This is a genomic window from Pedobacter cryoconitis (assembly GCF_014207135.1).
GTDB lineage: Bacteria > Bacteroidota > Bacteroidia > Sphingobacteriales > Sphingobacteriaceae > Pedobacter > Pedobacter cryoconitis_D.
Window position 1 is genome coordinate 93,279 of the sequence record NZ_JACHCC010000007.1, and the last position, 20,151, is coordinate 113,429.

Sequence of the window (20,151 nt, forward strand, 5' to 3'; positions counted from 1 at the left end):
AGTAAAACTTTTGATGCGTGGTAGATTATTTAGCCCGTAAATCCCCATTGGAGTTGGCTTACAGGTTTTGCTCTACTGAAAAGGGAGAGTTAACTCTCTCTTTTCAGTAGAATGATGTATATAGTTTTAAGGTAATTGCTGAGTTATACTCTTGAAGCCGGTCATTGTGCACTGAACCTGGACAGGAACATAGCAGATTTCTACAGGCTTATACAAGGAATGAAAGTCGGAACGGCTGGCTTTGGGATAAAAACTAATTATAGTTTTCGTCAGGGCATTTTTTAGCTCTTTTTTGAATAAAGATTTATTCCAGGATTGAATCAGATCAATGCTCGTAACCGTATTGAAGATTCTTAAAAAAGAGAAAGGTTGAGTGTAGATTTGTTTCATACTTTAAGAGCTTTAGATGCGTTATTAATCAGAATACTGAATGAGTAGAACACGAATTATTGATTTTGTACACAATACTCGTATTTAAAATGCAGGCAGATCTTGTTTAGTTTATAATTAGTTAATGATAGTTGTAGAAATAATTTGTCTAAAAAATACGTTAATAGATGTGTTTTTTATTGTCCAGAATTATATGCTATTAACTTCGATTTCAATAATTGTGCCGCTAGCTGTCTGATAAACAGGTTAGTATGGTTTTCGGTGTGTGTGGCGCTTTAAAATGTGCGATTTTAGCAATGCTATTTCTATTTAGCTAACTAATAATCTTAGGTTATTCATTTTATACAGTTTGCGGGGAATTTGTTCCTGATTTAAAAAGTATCTTTAAGACTCTGTTTTTCTTCTGTTTAAAAGAACTTTTTTTATTAAAGTAGAACTAAATTCAGTACAGCTGCCCAGGTTTTAATACCAATGTATTGCGGCGGCTGTTTTTAAGTTAAATCTGGATTGATAAGAGATTATTTTCTTTGGATAATGTTATTCAAACGGAAGCCCCGTAAACCAAAAGTTGACGGGGCTGAAAGAAATTTATAATAAGAGATTTATCTTATTGTCTGACTACTTTAAACTCAGTTCTGCGGTTTAACTGGTGCATGGCATCCGAACATTTGACCCCATTGCTACAGCCATTGAGCAACTGTGTTTCGCCATAACCTTTTCCGGTGATCCTGCTTTTGTCAATTCCTCTGGAAATGATATACTGCACGGCAGAATTGGCTCTTTTTTGTGATAACCACAGGTTGTACTGATCCTTACCTCTGCTGTCAGTGAAGGAGCTGAGTTCCACCCCGATGTTTTCATTGGTTTTCATGGTCGAGACCAGTTTATCCAGTTCCCTTGCGGCATCAGGTCTGATATTGGATTTGTCGAAATCGTAATAAATATTGTTGATGACAATAGGTTTGTTTAAGACCAGTGTTTCCAGGAACAGATCCTTGTGTAGCACCGTGGAAGTGCTCAGGTTCATGGTTGTCAGCGAAGCTCCATCCGAGCTGTAACCAGGTTTTTCTGCTTTGAGGTTATAGTCTGCCTCCTGATCTAACCCAAATTTGTAGGTACCCCGGCTATCTGTTTGTGAGGTCAGTGTATTTCCTCCCTGTTTGTTCAGGGTGATGGTTGCCCCAGCAATTGGCTGATTAGTTTTGCGGTCATAGACAGTACCCTGAAGTTTGAAGTCGAGGATCATTTTGGCGGTAAAGCTATAAATATCATCACTACCCATTCCTCCCGGGCGGTTGGAAGCCATGAGTGCATTTCCTTTGAGGCTGAGGTTGAAAGCGAAATCATCCTGTGGTGAATTGACCGGGTATCCCAGGTTGACTGGTGTTCCCAGTCCGGTAGCTGTTTTACCAGCTTTATAAATATCAAGACCACCCATCCCTACCAGTCCGTCACTGCTGAAATAGAAGTTACCCTGCTGATCGGTAAAAGGACTGCGTTCATTGCCAGTGGTGTTGAAAGCAGCCAGGTTCACTGCATCTGCCCAGGTTCCATCTGCATTTTTGCTGCAGCTGTAGATATCTGTTCCACCTTTACCACCCGGCATGGAAGACACAAAGTAGAGTGTATTCCCATCAGGGGAGATGAAAGGATCACCCACTGACCATTCATTGACTTTATTGTATCTGAACGGGACTGGTTTGCTCCATCCGCCATTGGCGTCTTTGGTACTGCTGTATACTTCCAGGTTAATGGTTGCAGGTTGTCCTTTCTGGCGGATAATTTTTTTCGGTATTCTGGTGAGTGTAAAATAAATGGTATTGCCATCCGCAGTAAAAGTTGCCGCTCCAATATGGTAATTGGTCTGCGGGTTGATTGGGAAAAGCTTTAAGCTATCATCGGCTTCCTTTTTCTGATACAGGCGCAGGTACTGATTTCCTGTCCATCCATAATGATTGGGATCTGGTAATTTGGTTTGGCCGTCAAATTTAAGGAAAGGTTTGCGGGAGATTGTTCCGGCTTGTGCGGGTAGGTTTCTGTCAGAAGTGAATACAATACTTTGCTGATAGGCAACCGCTCCCCAGTCTGCGTCTGTACTGTTGAGCCCTTTTTCATTGACCAGGGTTACTGGTTTAGGGTTTGCTGTCCAGTAGGCTGCCGAATCACAGGAAGCGATCCAGATTTGCTGCTGCTGGCTGCTGGCTGGTTTTAAGCTTGCATATTTCTGGTACTGAATTTTAGCCTCCTGATATTTGGCATTGTTTTGTAAGGCCCTGGCATAATAGAGGGTGTTTTCAGGTGTACTTTCGGGCATGGCCGAGGCGATGGCATACCAGGATTCTGCCTTTGGATAATTGTCTGTCAGGCGGTAGGTATCGGCCAGTCTTGTCGCGGCATGTAAGGTTTGTTTTTTCTGATAAGCCTTCTCGTAAAGGATGGCTGCCTGGTTGTAATTGTATAGTTCAAACTGCTGATCAGCCTGCTTCAGGATATACTGTGCCTTTGTTTTTATGGTAGTCAGGGACAGCAAAAAGGTTGCTGTGATGAGCCCTGTCTGTATTGATTTGATGCTGCTCATGGATGGGAAGCGTTAGAATATAAATGATAAAATTATAGCTGCAATTAGAAGTACCTAGGTGATTTCATTCTGGTATTTTTGGTATTGAAATAATAACCGATTGATATTTCATGAGTACCGCTGCTGTATCCCTGCAAAGGCCCGATGGAGATGTCATAGGCATAGCCAATGCGGAGTGTTTTGGTTGGGAATACTTCTATGGCAGCCACCGCGGAGTTACGGTTACTGAGGTCTCTTTGGAGATAGTCTTTGTTGTAGAGTTTAACCCCTGTGCGGTAAGAACCCCCGATCCATATCCTGTCCATGAACAGGACAAAAGCATTGATGTCCAGACTGGTCGGGCCAGCGCGGTCATCCTTTAACAGGAAAGACGGCTTCAATAAGATGTCCTGTCCCAGTGGGATGAGTGTACCCGCGGTTAAATAATAATGCGGTTTGGGTTGAGGAATAAAAGCGTAGCGATCTACATTGATATATTGGGCGATGAGGTTATCGGCAGAGAATCCTGCATAATAGCGGTCATCGGAATAATATACACCGACCCTGGCATCGGGCAGTATAGTACTTTGGGTGCCTGTTGGCTGATCAACCTCAGGATCATTAGGGTGTAACATGGAACCGTCTATGCCGAGTTGTTCCATTCCGATCCCTACCCCGAAGGCAAGTCTTGAACTTCCCGAAGCGTTCATTCTCAGGCGATAGGCATAATTGGCATAAGCGGCCAGGTTACTCTGGGCGCCGAGTTTATCGGCCGAGACCTGGAGGGCTAGTCCGACATTACCATCATTAGCTGTCGCATCTACAGCGAGAGAGAAGGTTGTTGGAGCCCCTTTAATCCCAGTCCACTGGCTGCGGTAAAAACTATGGAGGTTCAATTGCTCTTTATATCCTGCATAGGCAGGATTGATATAGATGCCGTTGAACATATACTGGCTGAACTGCGCGTCTTGTTGTGCTTTGACCACCTCTGAAGGAAGTAGCAGGGTGAAAACCAACACTATTAATAACAAGCTTCTTTTCATACGGGTAAATTTAATTCTGTTTCGACTCTTCAATCTGATTGTGTTTTTCGGTAGTATTTATTCTTTGTTTCCTTTCATGGAATCTGTATGGACCTGTTCAATTGGCTAACTGAACAGTTCCATACAGATTTCATTTATTTATTTTTTGAAGGCTCTGATCAATGTGATATAACCTTTGAAGATCTGCCAGTCACCATTTGATCCTTTGGCTTTGACTTTCAGCAGGTAGTAATAAGTACCTTCATTAAGTCCTTCGCCTGTCCAGGTGTTTTGGTAATTGCGCTGTCTGTAGACTTCATTACCCCAACGGTTGACAATGATTAATTCATTATCACCGTACTGGTTGAGCCCTCTGATTTCAAAGGTGTCATTGATTCCGTCCCCGTTTGGTGTGATCAGGTTCGGGATCTTGATTTCAAAGAAGCTGACGGTAATAGCAACATTGGCAACATTGGTCAGGTAACCATAGATATCCTTCACCTGGTAAGTGAAATTGTCAGGTCCGGTATATCCAGGATCCGGCGTATAAGTAATGGTTCCATCACTGTTGACTATCACTTTACCATGTGCAGGCTGAGTGATGACTACAACCGTTGCCTTATCAAAGCTTGAAGATCCCGGATTATCATTGGTCAGTACATCTACACGAACCGAAGTATTGGCATTGGTCTGTGCCTGGTCATCATTGGCAACCGGTGATTTGGTGACCACAATGACTGTCGGGTTATTGTTGTTCGCTGCTGTTCCTGAGGTGGCAGTCACGACTGCTCCCGAAGGGGTGATGGCTTTGGCAATGGCGGTATTGGTTACCGTTCCGGCATCTTTATCTGCCTGAGTTAAGGTATACAGCTGCGTGATTGAAGCTGTAGCTCCTGGTAGAAGTCCTCCACCAACATCGATGGTTCTGTTGACTATACCCAGTTTGGCATCACTGAAAGTGACAGGGTTCAGGGTGACATTGCCCAGATTTTGTACTGTAAAGGTATATGTGATCTGGTTTCCGCTGAATACCCCTGTTTTAACCAGTGACAGGCCTCCTGAAGGCGTGATGGCTACGACCGTAGGTGTATCATTGGTGGCATCGGTACCAGAAATGTCTGTTGCCGTAGCTCCGCCAGCAGCTGTTGCTTTCACATTGGCAGTATTGGTTACATTTCCGGCATTTTTATCTGCCTGAGTTAAGGTGTACACCTGGGTTGTAGTTACCGAAGCACCTGGTGCAAGACCAGTACCCACATTCACCGGCAGGTTTGTTAGCCCCAGTTTGGCATCATTGAGCAGAACAGTTGTGAAAGTCACATTGCCAGTATTCTGCACGACAAAAGTATAGGTAATGCTATTGTTGTCGGTACTGATGACCCCGGTTTTAACGAGTGTTACCGCTGGTTTTGGAGTCAGTACAATCACCGTTGCATCATCAGGGGTAGGGGTATTCGGATCATCAGATTTCGGTTTATCAACCGGATTACCTGAAGGGTCAGTACCTTTTGCACTGGCCTGGTTGCTGAATTTACCTCCATCTACATCGGCTTGTGTTAAAGTATGTTTGGCAGTGACTGTGCTACTTGCTCCCGGAGCGAGTGTGACAATGTTTGCCGGGCTGATACTACCTGCATCCGCTCCCGGATCTGCGACCACGATATTACTCAAGGTGACGTTTCCGGTATTGGTGGCAACAATGGTGTAAGTAATCACATCCCCTGCTTTAGAACCGGTGTTGTTGGCTACTTTAGTCAGGGTCATGGCCGGGGTTCCTGGTGTTATCGTAATGGTGAAAGTCTGAGGAGCTGACTGATCTACTCCACCATTGGCTGTTCCACCATTATCTTTCAGGATGACTGTTACAGTTACTGTTCCGGTTGCTCCAAAAGCAGGAGTATAGGTCAGTGTACCATCCGGAGCAATTGCTGGTTGGGTAGTGAAGAGTGCATTATTGGCATTGGTAACGATGAAGTTAACCAGTTGACTGGATTCATTGGCTGGTCCCGGACTGATTGCAGTTGCCCATTCCGGAATGGTTTGTGCACCTGCGTATTGTAGTACAGTCTGATCTGCCCCTTTGACAAATGATGGTGCATCATTGACAGGAGTCACACTTAATGTTAGGGTACTGTTTGCAGATCCACCTTTACCATCAATTACGGTATAAGTGATGACTGGAACAGGACCATTGTAGTCCTGAGCAGGTGCAAAGATATAACCACCGTCACTGTTCAGGGTGATGGTTCCTACTCCTGCAATCAGTACCGGGCTACCTGGTGTCTGGTCACCTGTGATACCAGCTATGGTAAACTTGCTCACAGACAATACATCGTGATCGACATCGGTGTCATTGGCTAAAACACCATTAGCCGCAGTCACAGTTAAAGTCTGATCTTCCAATAAAGTATTGGTATCAGGATTAGCAACCGGATCACTGTTGACCACAGATACTGTTGCAATCGCAGTATTATTCGTTAAGAACGGATCTGTTTCATTACCCGATACCACTGCTGTGGTCTGGTAAGGTCCACCGACAATCAGCGTAGCCTGGATGGTTAAGGTGGTTGTACCACCATTAGCCAGGTTACCAATGGTCCATAATCCCGAAGCCGGATCATAAGTGCCTGCTGTGGCAGACTGACTGGTGATCTGGTAACCGGCTGGCAACAGGTCAGTTACTTTAACCCCAGTGGCATTACTAGGCCCATTGTTTTTCACCTGAACGGTAAAGGTCACTGGCTGTCCGACTTTTTGTAAAGCCTGGTTAACGGTATTAGTTACACTCAGGTCAGTGACTGCCTCTACCGTTGTATTAACCGGTGGAGTTGTTTGTGGTACTGTACCAGGTTCTGCCGGGGTCACAGTTGCTGTATTCTGAATAGCAGCAGTTGCACCCGCAGGTAAAGAACCCGTAACCACAATGGTGATGGTATTGGCATTTCCAGCTGGAATATTTGCCGTTACACTCACATTGTTGCTGCTTCCAGTGGCTCCGCTGGTCACAGTGGCTGCACCAGCTGCAGTGGCAGTCCAGCTGACCCCAGTGAGTCCTGCAGGTACTGCATCTGTAATGACAGCCGCGATGGCATCACTGGTACTGGTGTTAACTGTGGTAATGATATATTGAACTGTTGTTCCTGCTGTAGCGTTAGCAGGACCAGATTTGGTAATGTTGAGGATTGGTACCCTGCTGACAGTGGTAGTCACTGAAGAACTCACCGGCGTTACTCCCGCTTCCGCAGGCGTTGCTGTAGCCGTATTGGTGATGCTGGTGTTGAGGTTTGCAGGGACTACAGCGCTGACATTGATGGTAATGACATTCGCAGCTCCAGCCGGTATATTTCCTGTTAAGGCGATATTGCTGGTGGTACCCGATGTGGTTCCGCTCAGGGTTGCTGCACCTGAGGTTGTTGCCGTCCAGTTGATACCAGTCAGCTGGGCAGGGATGACATCGGAGATGGCCAGTCCTATGGCATCACCTGTACCCTGGTTATTGACCGTAATCAGGTAATTGATGGCCGCACCAGCCACTACATTGGCCGGACCAGTTTTCACGATATTGATCACTGGTTTTCTGCTGACTACAGTGATTACCGGTGCAGATGTAGTTGGTGTACTTCCTGTTTCGGTAGGGGTTACAGTAGCGGTATTGGTCAGTGTACCATTAAATGCAGGGTTGACTGTTCCTTTGACCTGAATGATCAGCGCATCTCCTGGAGCAGTCGTTAAATTGGCAGTTGTTGCTATGGTATTTGAATTACCCGAGCTGGCGCCAGTAAGTACCGCGTTTCCAGTGGTCGAAGCTGTCCATTGTACATTGATAATGTCAGCCTGTACCAGATCGGAGATGGCTGCATTGAGTGCCGTACTTGGACCGCTGTTGATGACCGTGATCTGGTAATCAATTTCCTGCCCGGCCAATAGTGTTGCCGGACCAGATTTGGTAATCGAGAGATTGACCACCGGTTTAACCACAGTACTTACTGTCGAGGTCACCGGGGTGATTCCAGGTTCAGAAGGAGTGGCTACCGCCTGATTGGTCAGGGTGTTATTGAAAGTAGGGTCAATGGTGCCAGTAATGGTAACGGTGATGGCCGCACCTACCGGAACATTGACATTGGCAGTGACCTGGTTTCTTGTTCCTGTAGCTCCGGAATTGACCACTGCGGCACCTGTTGCTGTTGTTGTCCAGGTTACATTTTGTACAGCTGCAGGAACCAGATCGGAGATGGCTGTATTTACCGCATCCGAAGGTCCAGCATTGCTGAGGTTCAGTGTATAAGTGATCTGTTGACCGCTGGCGGCAGTAGCCGGACCAGATTTAACCAGTACCAGTCCAGGAGTTCTGGTCAGGGTGGTGGTTACTTGGTTGGAGACTACTGGCGGGTTACCAGGCTCAGTTGGCGTTACGGTAGCCGTATTGACCAGATCGGCAGTTGCAGAAGAAGGGATGGTACCAGTAATGGTAATGAGTACCCTTGCATTGACTGCCCCTGGGATATTGGCTACGACATTGAGTGCGTTACCAGTTCCGGTCGCACCAGTTGTTATGGCCGCCCCGTTTTGTGCACTGGCTGTCCAGCTTACATTTTGCAGGATGGCAGGGATCGCATCGGTGATGGCCGCTGCAGTCGCATTACTTGGACCTGCATTGGTTACTTCCAGTGTATAAGTAATTGGCAGACCAGGGCTGGTTGAAGCCGGTCCCGATTTACGGATACTTAATGCAGTCTGTTGAGTGACTACAGTAACCACAGCTGGTGAAGTAATGACTGGATTAGCACCGATCTGAGCAGTAGCTGTATTGGTTATAGAACCTGCAAATCCCGGATCAATTGTTCCTTTAATATCAATTGATACTACATTTCCTGCACCTTGAGGAATATTTGCAATAATTGCCGGGTTCCCTGTTCCTGTTGTCAGGTTTACAGTTGCACCGCCTGTTATTGTGGCTGTCCAGTTCACATTTTGTAGCTGTACAGGGACAACATCTGCGATATTAACCGCTGTTGCATCACTCGGTCCGTTATTCGTTACCTGGATTACATAATGTACCTGTTCACCGGCATATGCAGTATTAGGACCGCTTTTTGAAACATTTAAGCTTGGGTTGTTTACAATTGAGGTTGTTACAGCCGAAGTATTATTGGCTAAGTTATAATCTGTCAATCCAGCGGTAGTCAGGTTAACGGTTGCTGTATTTGTAATATTCCCAGCTACAGTAGAAGATGGGATAGTTCCATTGACAGTGATTAAGATATAGTTACCAGTGCCAGCGGCGATACTGCCAGTAGTAGCAATAGTACCATTAGTACCCGTTGTGTTACCAGTCACAGTCGCAGTACCGGAAGTTGTAGCTGTCCATTTGTTTACTACAACAGCAGCCGGTACATTATCCTGTATAGATAAACTCGATACATCATTAGGTCCGTTATTGAATACTTTCAAGGTATAGGTGATATTTTCACCTGCAGCTATGGTTGCCGGACCCTGTTTTTCGATACGCAGATCTGTCGATTTATTAATAGAGGTTGTCACAGAACTACTATTGGTTGTTCCGGACGTAACATTCACCGTGTTGGTAAATTGTGTATGTCCTTTGTCAACGACAATGCCATTTACAGTGACTTCAATCGTATTGGCAGGGCCATTCAAAATATCACCTGATGTAGAAATTGTTCCGGTATTTCCAGAACCGGCACCAGTAATAGTTGCGCCGCCTATGGCTACAGCTGTCCAGCTGGTTACCTGTACATCTTCAGGTACATTATCAGTAATTAAGGCATTGGTGATATCACCTGTTCCTGCATTACTTACTATGATTTTGTAAGTAATCGGGTCTCCGATATTTGCAGTTGCCGGACCTGATTTGGATACTCTGAAGTTTGGTGTGTTATTAATGTTTGTAGTAACTGTAGAGGTGTTGTTTGCTGTTTCCGGGTCAGGGACAACCGTACTTGTGATCGTTGCCGTATTAGAAAAAGCGGTGCCATCAGTTAAAGCCGGGCTTGCTGTTCCAGTTACGACAACCTGTACCATACCTGCTCCTGATGGAACGTCTGCTGTCAGACTTACATTTCCGGTTCCCGAAGCAGTAGAAATAACAGCTCCACCCGAGGCCGTTGCTGTCCAGCTCGGATCTAAGATCTGAGAAGGAATCGCATCCTCGATATCAACTGCTAGCGCCGTACTCGGTCCTGCATTGGTGATATTTAAAGTGTATTGTACCTGTTGGCCAGCTCCGGCGTCTGCTGGTCCTGATTTTACAATCCTTACGTTTGCCGATCTGCTTGTCGTAGTCGTTACTGTACTTGTTGCAGGAGTTGGATCTGTAACACCAGCCGGGGGTGTTGCTGTAGCTGTATTGGTTACAGTAGTCCCCGCAAATAAAGGATCAAGTGTACCGTTGATAGTGATCAGTAATGAATCAGTTGCATTTGCTTTCAGGGTAGCTAACAGATCTACATTACCTGAGTTATTTGTAGGAGTAGCACCAGAAGTACCGCTGGCAACTACAGTCCAGACAGGATTCAGAATCTGTGCAGGGATAACGTCCTGTACTCTTGCACCAACTACATCACTTGGTCCTGCATTTTTTACGCTGATGGTATAAGTGATCGGCTGACCAGCAACAGCTGTTGCTGCACCAGATTTTAAGATGCGTAAATCCGAAGTTTTCGTAACGGTTGTTGTAACCGTGTTCGAGGTTACCGGATTATTACCAGCTTCAGCAGGCGTAATGGTTGCCGTATTACTGAATGAAGTTCCGGTAAAGCCTGCATCCAATTTTCCACTGATGAGCACATTAATTTGATTGGCTGTACCTGCAGGTATACTTCCGGTTACACTCACTGCATTACCTGTTCCGGTAGCACCTGCTGAGATAGTAGCAGTTCCGGTTTGAGTAGCTTTCCAGGTTACGTTGGTTAACCCTGAGGTGATCTGGTCAGTAATTATAGCATTGACTGCATTACTCGGGCCATTATTGGATATGGTCAGATTGTAAGTCACCTGTTCCCCGGCATTTACTGATGACGGGCCAGACTTACTAATGGTTAATGCAGTTTTATTTCCTATGATTGTACTTACTTTATTTGAATTTACCGGACTGATACCAGGCTCCGAAGGAGTTGCTGTCGCGGTATTATTGATAGTTGTATTGGCTTGTCCCGCACTTAACTGACCTGTAACTGTAATCTGAATATTGTTGGTGTTACCCACATTTAAATTACCAGTTACACTGATATTGTTGCCTGTTCCATTTCCGGTAACAACTGATGAAGTTCCCGAAGCATTGGCTGTCCAGGTGACGTTAGTCAGTTCAACAGGTACAGCATCAGTGATGACCAGTGCGGTTGCATTGGATGGTCCATTGTTTACTGCGTTGAGTACATAAGTCACGGTTTCCCCTGCATTAGCTGTTGCAGGGCCCATTTTGGTAAGAGAGACAGAAGGCGTTTTGGTGATGGTGGTAATTACCGGACCCGCAGTCTGTGGTACAGCTCCTGTTTCAGCAGGAGTGACTGTGGCACTGTTGCTGATATTGGCTGTAGCCGCCGGGTTTACTGTTCCGGTAATGGTGATCAGGATCTGATCGGTGCTGTTTCCGCCAATATTACCCGTTACACTGAGGTTATTTCCTGTTCCTGTGGCCCCAGCGGTTACTGTAGCTGTACCAGTAGTGGTGGTGGTCCAGCTTGGGTTGAGGATACTGGCTGGAATAGCATCAGTAATCACCGATGCAATGGCATTGGCCTGACTGATATTTTTGACCGCAATGGTATAAGTAATGGCCTGTCCTGCACTGAGTGAGGCTGGACCATTTTTCTGAATACTTAATACCGGGATACGGGTTACATTGGTTGTGGCCGTGGCCGATGCAGGACTGGTTCCTGTTTCAGCTGGGGTCACTGTTGCTGTATTGGTCAGTGTGCCACTAAAACCAGCGGCTACTTTACCAGTCACGGTAATGGTGATCTGATTGCCTGTTCCTGCAGCGACATTACCATTGATGCTGATGGTGTTTCCGGTACCTGTCAAGGCTCCGGTTACCTGAGCATTTCCAGCGGTTGTTGCAGTCCAGTTAACCCCTGTAATGGTAGCCGGTACAGCATCAGCGATGGCCAGGTTTAAGGCATCGGAAGCACTGGTATTGGTTACATTCAGGGTATAGGTAATAGTTTCGCCGGCATTGATAGCTGCAGGCCCATTTTTAGTGATCGAGACTACTGGTGTTCTGCTGGCAATGGTGTTGACCGTTGAGCTAGGGGAAGGGCTGCTCGGCTCAGTAGCCGTTACCGAAGCGGTGTTTGAAATAGTACCATTGAAAGCCGGATCAGATTTACCAGTGATGGTAAAGATGATTTTATTGGCTGCTCCTGCAGGTATGTTTGCTCTTGCATCCAGTGTATTTCCAGTACCTGTAGCACCCGAAGTAATGGCTGCTGCCCCTTGTACCACCGAAGTCCAGGTTGTATTTAAGATACTGGCCGGGATGGCATCCTGAACATGTGCCGCGATGGCATCACTTGGTCCGTTATTTCCTACGGTGACGGTATAGGTCACATTATTTCCTGAATTGATTGCAGGAGTTACACTTTTGACAATGGTTAAACCAGACTGGGCGGTAATGGTGGTATTGACCGCAGTCGAGGTTACCGGCGTAGTTCCTGGTTCAGCAGGCGTCGCTGTTGCAGTATTGGTGATGGTACCCGAAGCATTGGATGCAATGGTACCAGAAACGACAATCTGGATAGTACTTCCAGCGGCGAAGTTGGCATTGACATTGATTGCATTGCCTGTTCCGGTCGCCCCGCTGTTGATCAGGGCGGTTCCCCCTGTGGTTGTTGCAGTCCAGCTGACCCCAGTAATGGCGGCAGGAACTGCATCGGTGAGTACGGTGTTTACACTATTTGAAGGGCCATTGTTTTTGGCAGTAATGGTATAGACAATGGTATTTCCCGCTAATGCTGTAGCCTGGCCACTTTTGGTGATGGTGAAAGCCGGTACTTTGGTGACTGTGGTTACAGCCTGTGCATTGACCGGTGTACTACCAGGTTCCTGTGGTGTAGCGATGGCATTGTTGGTAATATTTCCTGCAAAAGCAGGATCAATGGTTCCAGTGATTACGACCAGTACTTTGTTGGAAGTACCGGCAGGGACATTGGCTGTTACGCTGACATTGTTTCCTGTGCCGGTAGCTCCTGTAGTTACTGCCGCTGTACCGACTAATTGAGTGGTCCAGCTGACATTAGATAATGTGGCAGGTACTGCATCGGCAATTTGTACACCAGTAGCATTACTAGGTCCATTGTTTGATATGGCTACCTGATAGGTAATCTGATTACCAGCTGTGGCCGTAGAAGGTCCTGTTTTGGTGACTACTACACCCGAGGTACTGGTGATATTGGAATTGACTGTAGAGTTACTACCTGTTCCGGCAGGTTCTGCCGGGGTTACTGTAGCGGTATTACTGATACTTCCGGTCGCTCCAGGATTGACGGTACCAGTAATGGTTACCGATATGGTATTGGCAGCACCCGCAGGGATGTTGGCGGTAAGGCTTACATTATTTCCTGTACCCGTAGCACCAGTAGTGATGGCAGCTGCCCCAGCTACCGTACTTGTCCAGCTGACATTGGTTAAAGCAGAAGGGACTACATCGGTGATGCTGGCACCGACTGCATTACTGCTGCCGGTATTGGCAATGTTGAGGGTATAGGAGGCTACATTACCGGCAGTTAACCCTGCAGCACCAAGTTTGGTGATGGTGAGTACTGGTTTACTGGTAATGTTTGTGATGACTGTTGAAGTATTATTTCCCGGAGTAGGATCCGTGATGCCCGGCGGGCTGGTCACTGTGGCTGTATTGGTCAGCGTACCTGTTGCCCCTGGAGCTACCGTGCCAGTAATGGTTAAGGTAGTTGATTGTCCTGAGGCCAAAGTAAGGCCAGTCCAGTTTCCATTGGAGCTGGTATAGGTTCCAGTAGCCGGGGTATAACCTGAAGCAGTAAATCCAGCGGGCAGATTATCTGTTAAGGTGAGTACATCAGCAGTGGCAAGTGTACTAGGACCGTTATTGGTTAAAGTAATGGTATAGGTCAAGGCATTACCAGCGGTAGCTGTTGTCGGGCTGGCAGTTTTGACAACACCAAAATCGATGACCCTGCTGATGGTTCCAACGTCAGTTGCGGTATTATTTCCTGGTGTAGGATCGGTTACTCCGGTAGGAGGGGCTACAGTCACGGTATTGCTCAGTGATCCGCTGGCAGTAGGCGCTACCGTACCTGTAATGGTCAATGTAGCGGTTTGTCCTGAGGTTAAAGTCAGTCCTGTCCAGTTTCCATTAGCGCTGGTATAAGTACCTGCTGAAGGGACAAAAGAAGAGGCAGTGAATCCTGCAGGCAAGTTATCGGTTAAAGTAACTACATCAGCAGCGAGTAAGGATCCTGTTCCGTTGTTGCTCAGGGTAATGGTATAGGTTACGGTTTGTCCTGCCACCGGTGGTTTAGGGACCGAGGTTTTGGTTACGCCCAGGTCAATGACTCTGCTTACCGGTGTGGTAATGGTCGCAGTATTGTTTCCTGGTGTAGGATCAGTTACTCCTGTCGGTACCACTACAGAAACAGTATTGCTGAGTGACCCTGAGGCATTCGCTGCAACAGTTCCGGCAATGGTTAAAGTGGTGCTTTGTCCTGAGGCTAAAGTGAGCCCTGTCCAGTTTCCATTTGAACTGGTATAGGTTCCTGTAGCTGGTGTATAGGTTGAAGCGGTGAATCCTGCTGGTAAATTATCTACCACCTGGATAACATCAGCAGCCACCAGTGCACTAGGCCCACTATTGGTTAGGGTGATGGTATAAGTTAAGGCTTGACCAGTAACAGCAGGGTTTGGTGAAGCGGTTTTGCTTACACCTAAATCCATAACTCTTGTTGTATTGATTGTATTAGTTGCAGTATTATTGGTAAGATCAGGATCTGTGATGCCAGTTGGCGCGGTTACTGTTGCTGTATTAGTAAGCGTCCCCGTAGCTACTGTAGAAGAAAGACTTCCTGCAATAACCAAGGTTGCACTTTGTCCGTTTGCTAAAGTCAGACCAGTCCAGTTTCCGTTTGAACTGGTATAAGTTCCGGTAGACGGGGTATAGCTCGAAGCAGTAAATCCTGCTGGCAGATTATCAACTACACTCACAATATCGCTGGCCAGTAAACTACTTATACCATTATTCTTCAGTGTTAGGGTATAAGTTAAATTTTGTCCGGCTGCTACAGGTGAAGGACTGGCTGTTTTAGTTAAGCTAAAATCAATCTGTCTTGCGATTGGTGTAGTTTCTGTGGCCGTATTATTACCAGGCACTTTATCATTGGTACCAGTAGGGGCAGTTACACTGACCGTATTACTTAATGATCCGGTTGACGTAGCTGCGACTGTACCGACAATGGTTAAAGTAGTATTCTGACCATTATCTAAGGTTAAGCCTGTCCAATTGCCAGTTGCCTTATCAAATGTTCCTTTCGCTGCTGTATAAGTCGAAGCTGTAAAACCAGCAGGAAGGTTATCTGTCAGTGTAACTACATCTGCAGCAAGTAAAGCTCCAGGCCCGTTATTGCTAAGAGTAATTGTATAAGTCAGTGTCTGACCTGCAATAACAGGTTTAGGACTTGAGGATTTGGTTACGCTAAGGTCGATATCCCGGTTAACCGGGGCGACGACAGTTGCTGTATTATTAGTCAGATTCGGGTCTGTTATACCTGTTGGATTCGTAACAGTAGCTGTATTACTTAAAGAACCAGATGCTGTCGAGGCCACGTTACCGGTGATCGTTAATGTCGCCGATTGACCATTAGCTAAAGTTAATCCAGTCCAGCTGCCGTTGCTGCTGTTATAGGTTGTTCCGGCAGTCGGTGTGTAGGCAGTCGCTGTAAAACCTGCTGGTAGATTATCAGTTAAGGTAATTACATCAGTAGCCAGTACCGGACTCGGACCATTATTTTTAAGTACAATGGTATAAGTCAGAGGTTGTCCAGCCGTGGCTGTTGTAGGAAGAACAGTTTTTGTAACACCCAGATCATAAGAAGGCTGAATGATTAAACTATAATCTTCTACTTCCCCATTACTTGCCGCGCCCACCACCGACGAGGTGGTTAAGTTATCCGTACTCAACCTCAGACGTGCATAGGTAATACCGGCAGTCAGATTAGATAAACCAGACCAGGATAGTACTGCTGAAGTTGCATTGTTAGGTACATTGACAACAACACCTTCTGATGGATCAAAAACTCCGTTTTTATTAAAATCTACCCATCCGACTAATTTTGCGGTTACTCCGGTGGTATTGGTTACCGGTACCGTCAGACTGTATGTTGTTGAAGAAGCTGTAAGGACAGGAAGCGTGGTAAAACCATCCTCATCAAGACCATCTCCATTAGTCCCGTTTGCATCTGCACCTGCTGCTACCGGTTGTCCGTCAGGTTCTCCGTCTATTGTTTTACCAATGATGATGCGGTTGTCAATAACATGACGGGGACCATTGTCAGCCAGTAATGTTTTATAACTGACCGGCGCATCTCCAAAGTCTAAAGGAATAATTTGTAAGGTGTAATCTTCGACCTCCCCGTTACTAATTACCGAAGTCGGTGTAGACGTTGTTAAAGCAGGGGTCGTAGAAATCCTGAACCTTGCATAAGTTTGCCCCGAAACAAGGCCCGTCAGGCCTGTCCAGGTTAAAGTTGCGGTGGTCGCATTATTAGGTACAGTTACTGAAGCACCTTCTGAGGGTTCAAAAGTACCATTGCGGTTAAAATCTATCCAACCTACCAGGTTGGCATTGCCACCACTGGTGTTTCCGACCGTTGCGGTAACACTATAGGTTGTCGCATTGACGGGAAGTGGGGCAAAACTAGCGATACCATCTTCGTCATTTTCTCCGTTTTTATTATCCGCATCTGCATTGGTACCCAAAACAAAAGTCGCTGGGTCGAAGTCACCTGCTATTAAGCCTAATTTTGGTGTTTGTGGTTTAGCTACAGTTCCTGTAGTAATCAGGCTGCTTCCACTAGGAGGATTGGCAATATAAACCGGGCTAGTCGATCCAGGGTTTGGATTATCACCTCCAGTAACCAAAGGAGTTAGTGTATGAGTTGGGGAACCATAAGAAGCAGGTGCATCACCTATTTCGGAATAGGCCATCACACCTAATGCCATCGCCGTTAATCCACCAGACTCAATATGAGCATTAATCGTAAGTGGATTATTTAAATCAGTTAAGGTTTTCTGAGTATATAATAAAGCCGCATTCTGATTACATTGTAATCTGACGGTTTGATCGTTAGCTAAAAAAGTAATACGTCTCCCGTCACCTGGGCCCGGCTGATCATTTTGATTATCAACAAAAGTTTCCAGTAATTTCCATTTATCCCCGTTTGTGTTACCCTGAGTATATTCACTAGGTGCATCAGATTCAGCATTTCCAAAGACCAGCCCTATATCTGCCTTTTGACCATTTACTGTAGCGTAGGTCCGTATACGAAAATCGGCATCAGCGCCATTATTGTTTGTTCTGATCGCATTGACAAGTGTATTACTTGATCCATTACCACCAATATTATATAGGCGATTTAATCTGTCTTCGAAGTAAGATCCTGATACATAGGGTATCAATCTTGGATTTGTACCGCCTTGTGTAAAACTGACATTGTCAATGATGGCCGTAATGGTAATACCACTCACAGTGAAAGTAAACGTTTTACTTTCACCGGCTGCCATATTCAGACCAGTAAAATTGAGCCAGTAGATATTATTTCTATATATCCCTGTTCCACCGGTTGCCTGTACCTGTCCGAATGAATTTTGGGCAAATAAAATGAAAAGCAATAGCAGGCAGGAGGCAAACTGGTAAGCAAACCTGATCTTTTTAATTAGGAAATTTGGATTTTCAGAAATGAAAAAATCCTTTGTGTAGAGTCGTTTCATAGAAGGTAAATTGGTATTGAGATAATCTTATTATAGGATAGATATGAGCTGCAATGATTCAGCTCAAAGGCGAAAATGGAAGGCTTATACAGACGAAGTTGACGCCCGGATTTCTTGTGGCATCACTTTGAAGTTTTGTATGAGAGCAAACTGATATCTGGGATACTGTTCAAAGGATTCTAAATAGAATAAGCTGTTCACTGATCCCGAACGGGATAATGCAGAAAGTCTGTTTATGATTTTTAGAAGGCAGGAAAAGATAACCATGCGGTAGATTTTTATCATACTTTAATAACTTTTTATGCGTTAATAATCACATAATAACAGGATCCGCATTTGCTTAATACTATAATTATGCATATGAATATTATACATACGTAGCTTAGTCGTATAAAGATTGGTTAACAGTTGTTCTTTTGAAATTTTTTTTCCTGAAAAATGCTTTTATAAGTGTGCTATACGTTACTTAAATAATATTCAATAGCTGGCTGGGCTCAAGAATTGTGCCGTAGATGCTATCAGGCGCTGGTTTTTCGATTTGCTTATATTAAAAACAAGTGTGGGAAAAGAAAGAAAATGAGTGTTTTTTTGTTTTAATATACTTCCTTGATAGAGAATATTTTGTTTTGTAGAATAAAGACTTTATTTAATAGAAGGATTTTTGTCTTGACTATAAGTTAATTGCAACTATAATTGTAATTTTTTTGTTTATAATTTTTTGATAAAAGATAAACTGGTGTGTTTTTCCTGAGATGCAAACTTTAAATTAATGGTAACTTGATTTTTATTTAATAATATTTTTCTCTTGTATAAAAGTGATACTGTTTTGTATAAAAAACTTAGTCTTAATCTGAACGTTCAATAGTCTGCTTTTTAAGCATGTGTTCCAAAAAGTGTCCATATTCTCCACATATTTACTTCAATAGATTTTCCTGTAGATAATACCGAACATGGTGAGTTATTAGTAAGGATTATGCAATTATTATTTTCAATGGTTCAGTGTTCCATCTTTTCCATTTCTTTAAGATACTGGCTCAACTCGGGAAGTCCTATTTCTTTTCTGCGTTTATTGAGGTTTAATGAGTCCTGAGTAGGAAGGGGGCTCAGTTTTTGTGTTTTTGGATTGTAACGACACTGAGTTCCATACAATTGTTTTTTACCTTGGTTAATTAATACACGATCTTTCAGATAAGCATAATCTTCACATGATGCATTATGACGGTTAACTTCAGTGATCATCAGGGTTAGTACATTTTGTTGAAATTTGACATCATCATCACAATGTTGTACAATAGTAAAGAATTTATTGCTTCCACTTTTGCCGACCAGCGAATAACCTGGGAATCCATATTTCTTGATCATCCGTTTAGCTTCTGCATAATTAAAACTGTCAGTTTGTGCCCATTTTCTATCGACTGTTGCCTGATCATAAACAGATTTCTTCTTGTTATATAATTTGTCCGATTCTACACGCCATTTCTGATCTTCCTTATACATGACCTCTATCTTCTTATAGAGTGCAGAATCTATTGTAGTCTGACTGAAAGCTACTGTATAGGAGAAGGAAAGGTAAAAAAGAAGGAATATTGTTTTCATTACATGAGATTCTACATTCAATTTAAGCTTTTTACAAAAGAGTGTTCCATTATAGATTAGAATAATTTTGTGATAGCTGAGTTAATCATGAGGAATCTATTCAATCTTTGGCGTAAATGATAACATGAAGTAACAAGGTAACACCTACTCCTGCCAATAGAAGTCCCCCAATAAAAAAGAAAGTGTTGTATACACTGGGAGTCGAAAATCCGTAAGCCACGCTATATATCCCTATAGGTATCAGCACCAGGCCTAAAAGAGCCTTGAGTGCATTGATTAATCCTTTCATAGCTTATGCCCGACCATTTACAATGAATAATGAACAGTCATTAGTAGTTACTGCTCGTTTCGCAAAACAATTGAGATAATTTTTTTTTGGCCCTGGGTATTATAAAATCCTATATATTGCCTGTAATAGCTATCCGGAGATTGGATGCTTTCTGAATCTATATCCATACCATCTTTCGTCGTTTTATCAATGCTCAAACACTTGTTGAAGATTTTTTCTGCTTTAAAAATATCTTCCACTGTGGGTGTGAAATGAGAACTCTTTAGCTTCTAAATATAGATTTTTGCTTTCCTCTACCGGAGAAATTGTGTAGCCGACACCGT

At 44.5% G+C, this 20,151-nt stretch carries 5 protein-coding genes; all 5 read right to left on the reverse strand.

The window, feature by feature from the left end; genetic code table 11:
• Positions 1-126: 126 nt before the first annotated feature.
• On the reverse strand, positions 127-390 hold the full coding sequence (locus HDF25_RS13970; RefSeq protein ID WP_184625716.1) for a hypothetical protein: 264 nt from the start codon (positions 388-390) through the stop codon (positions 127-129).
• Positions 391-997: 607 nt separating this feature from the next.
• Positions 998-2,968, reverse strand: a complete 1,971-nt coding sequence (locus HDF25_RS13975; RefSeq protein ID WP_184625718.1) for an OmpA family protein — start codon at positions 2,966-2,968, stop codon at positions 998-1,000.
• Positions 2,969-3,012: 44 nt separating this feature from the next.
• Complete coding sequence (locus HDF25_RS13980) at positions 3,013-3,990, reverse strand: type IX secretion system membrane protein PorP/SprF (RefSeq protein ID WP_184625720.1); 978 nt, start codon at positions 3,988-3,990, stop codon at positions 3,013-3,015.
• Between the two features lie 138 nt (positions 3,991-4,128).
• Entirely contained in the window at positions 4,129-17,943 is a 13,815-nt protein-coding gene (locus HDF25_RS13985; RefSeq protein WP_184625722.1) for an Ig-like domain-containing protein, read from the reverse strand.
• A 996-nt stretch (positions 17,944-18,939) separates the two neighbouring features.
• Positions 18,940-19,539, reverse strand: a complete 600-nt coding sequence (locus HDF25_RS13990; RefSeq protein WP_184625724.1) for a DUF6624 domain-containing protein — start codon at positions 19,537-19,539, stop codon at positions 18,940-18,942.
• Positions 19,540-20,151: the final 612 nt, after the last annotated feature.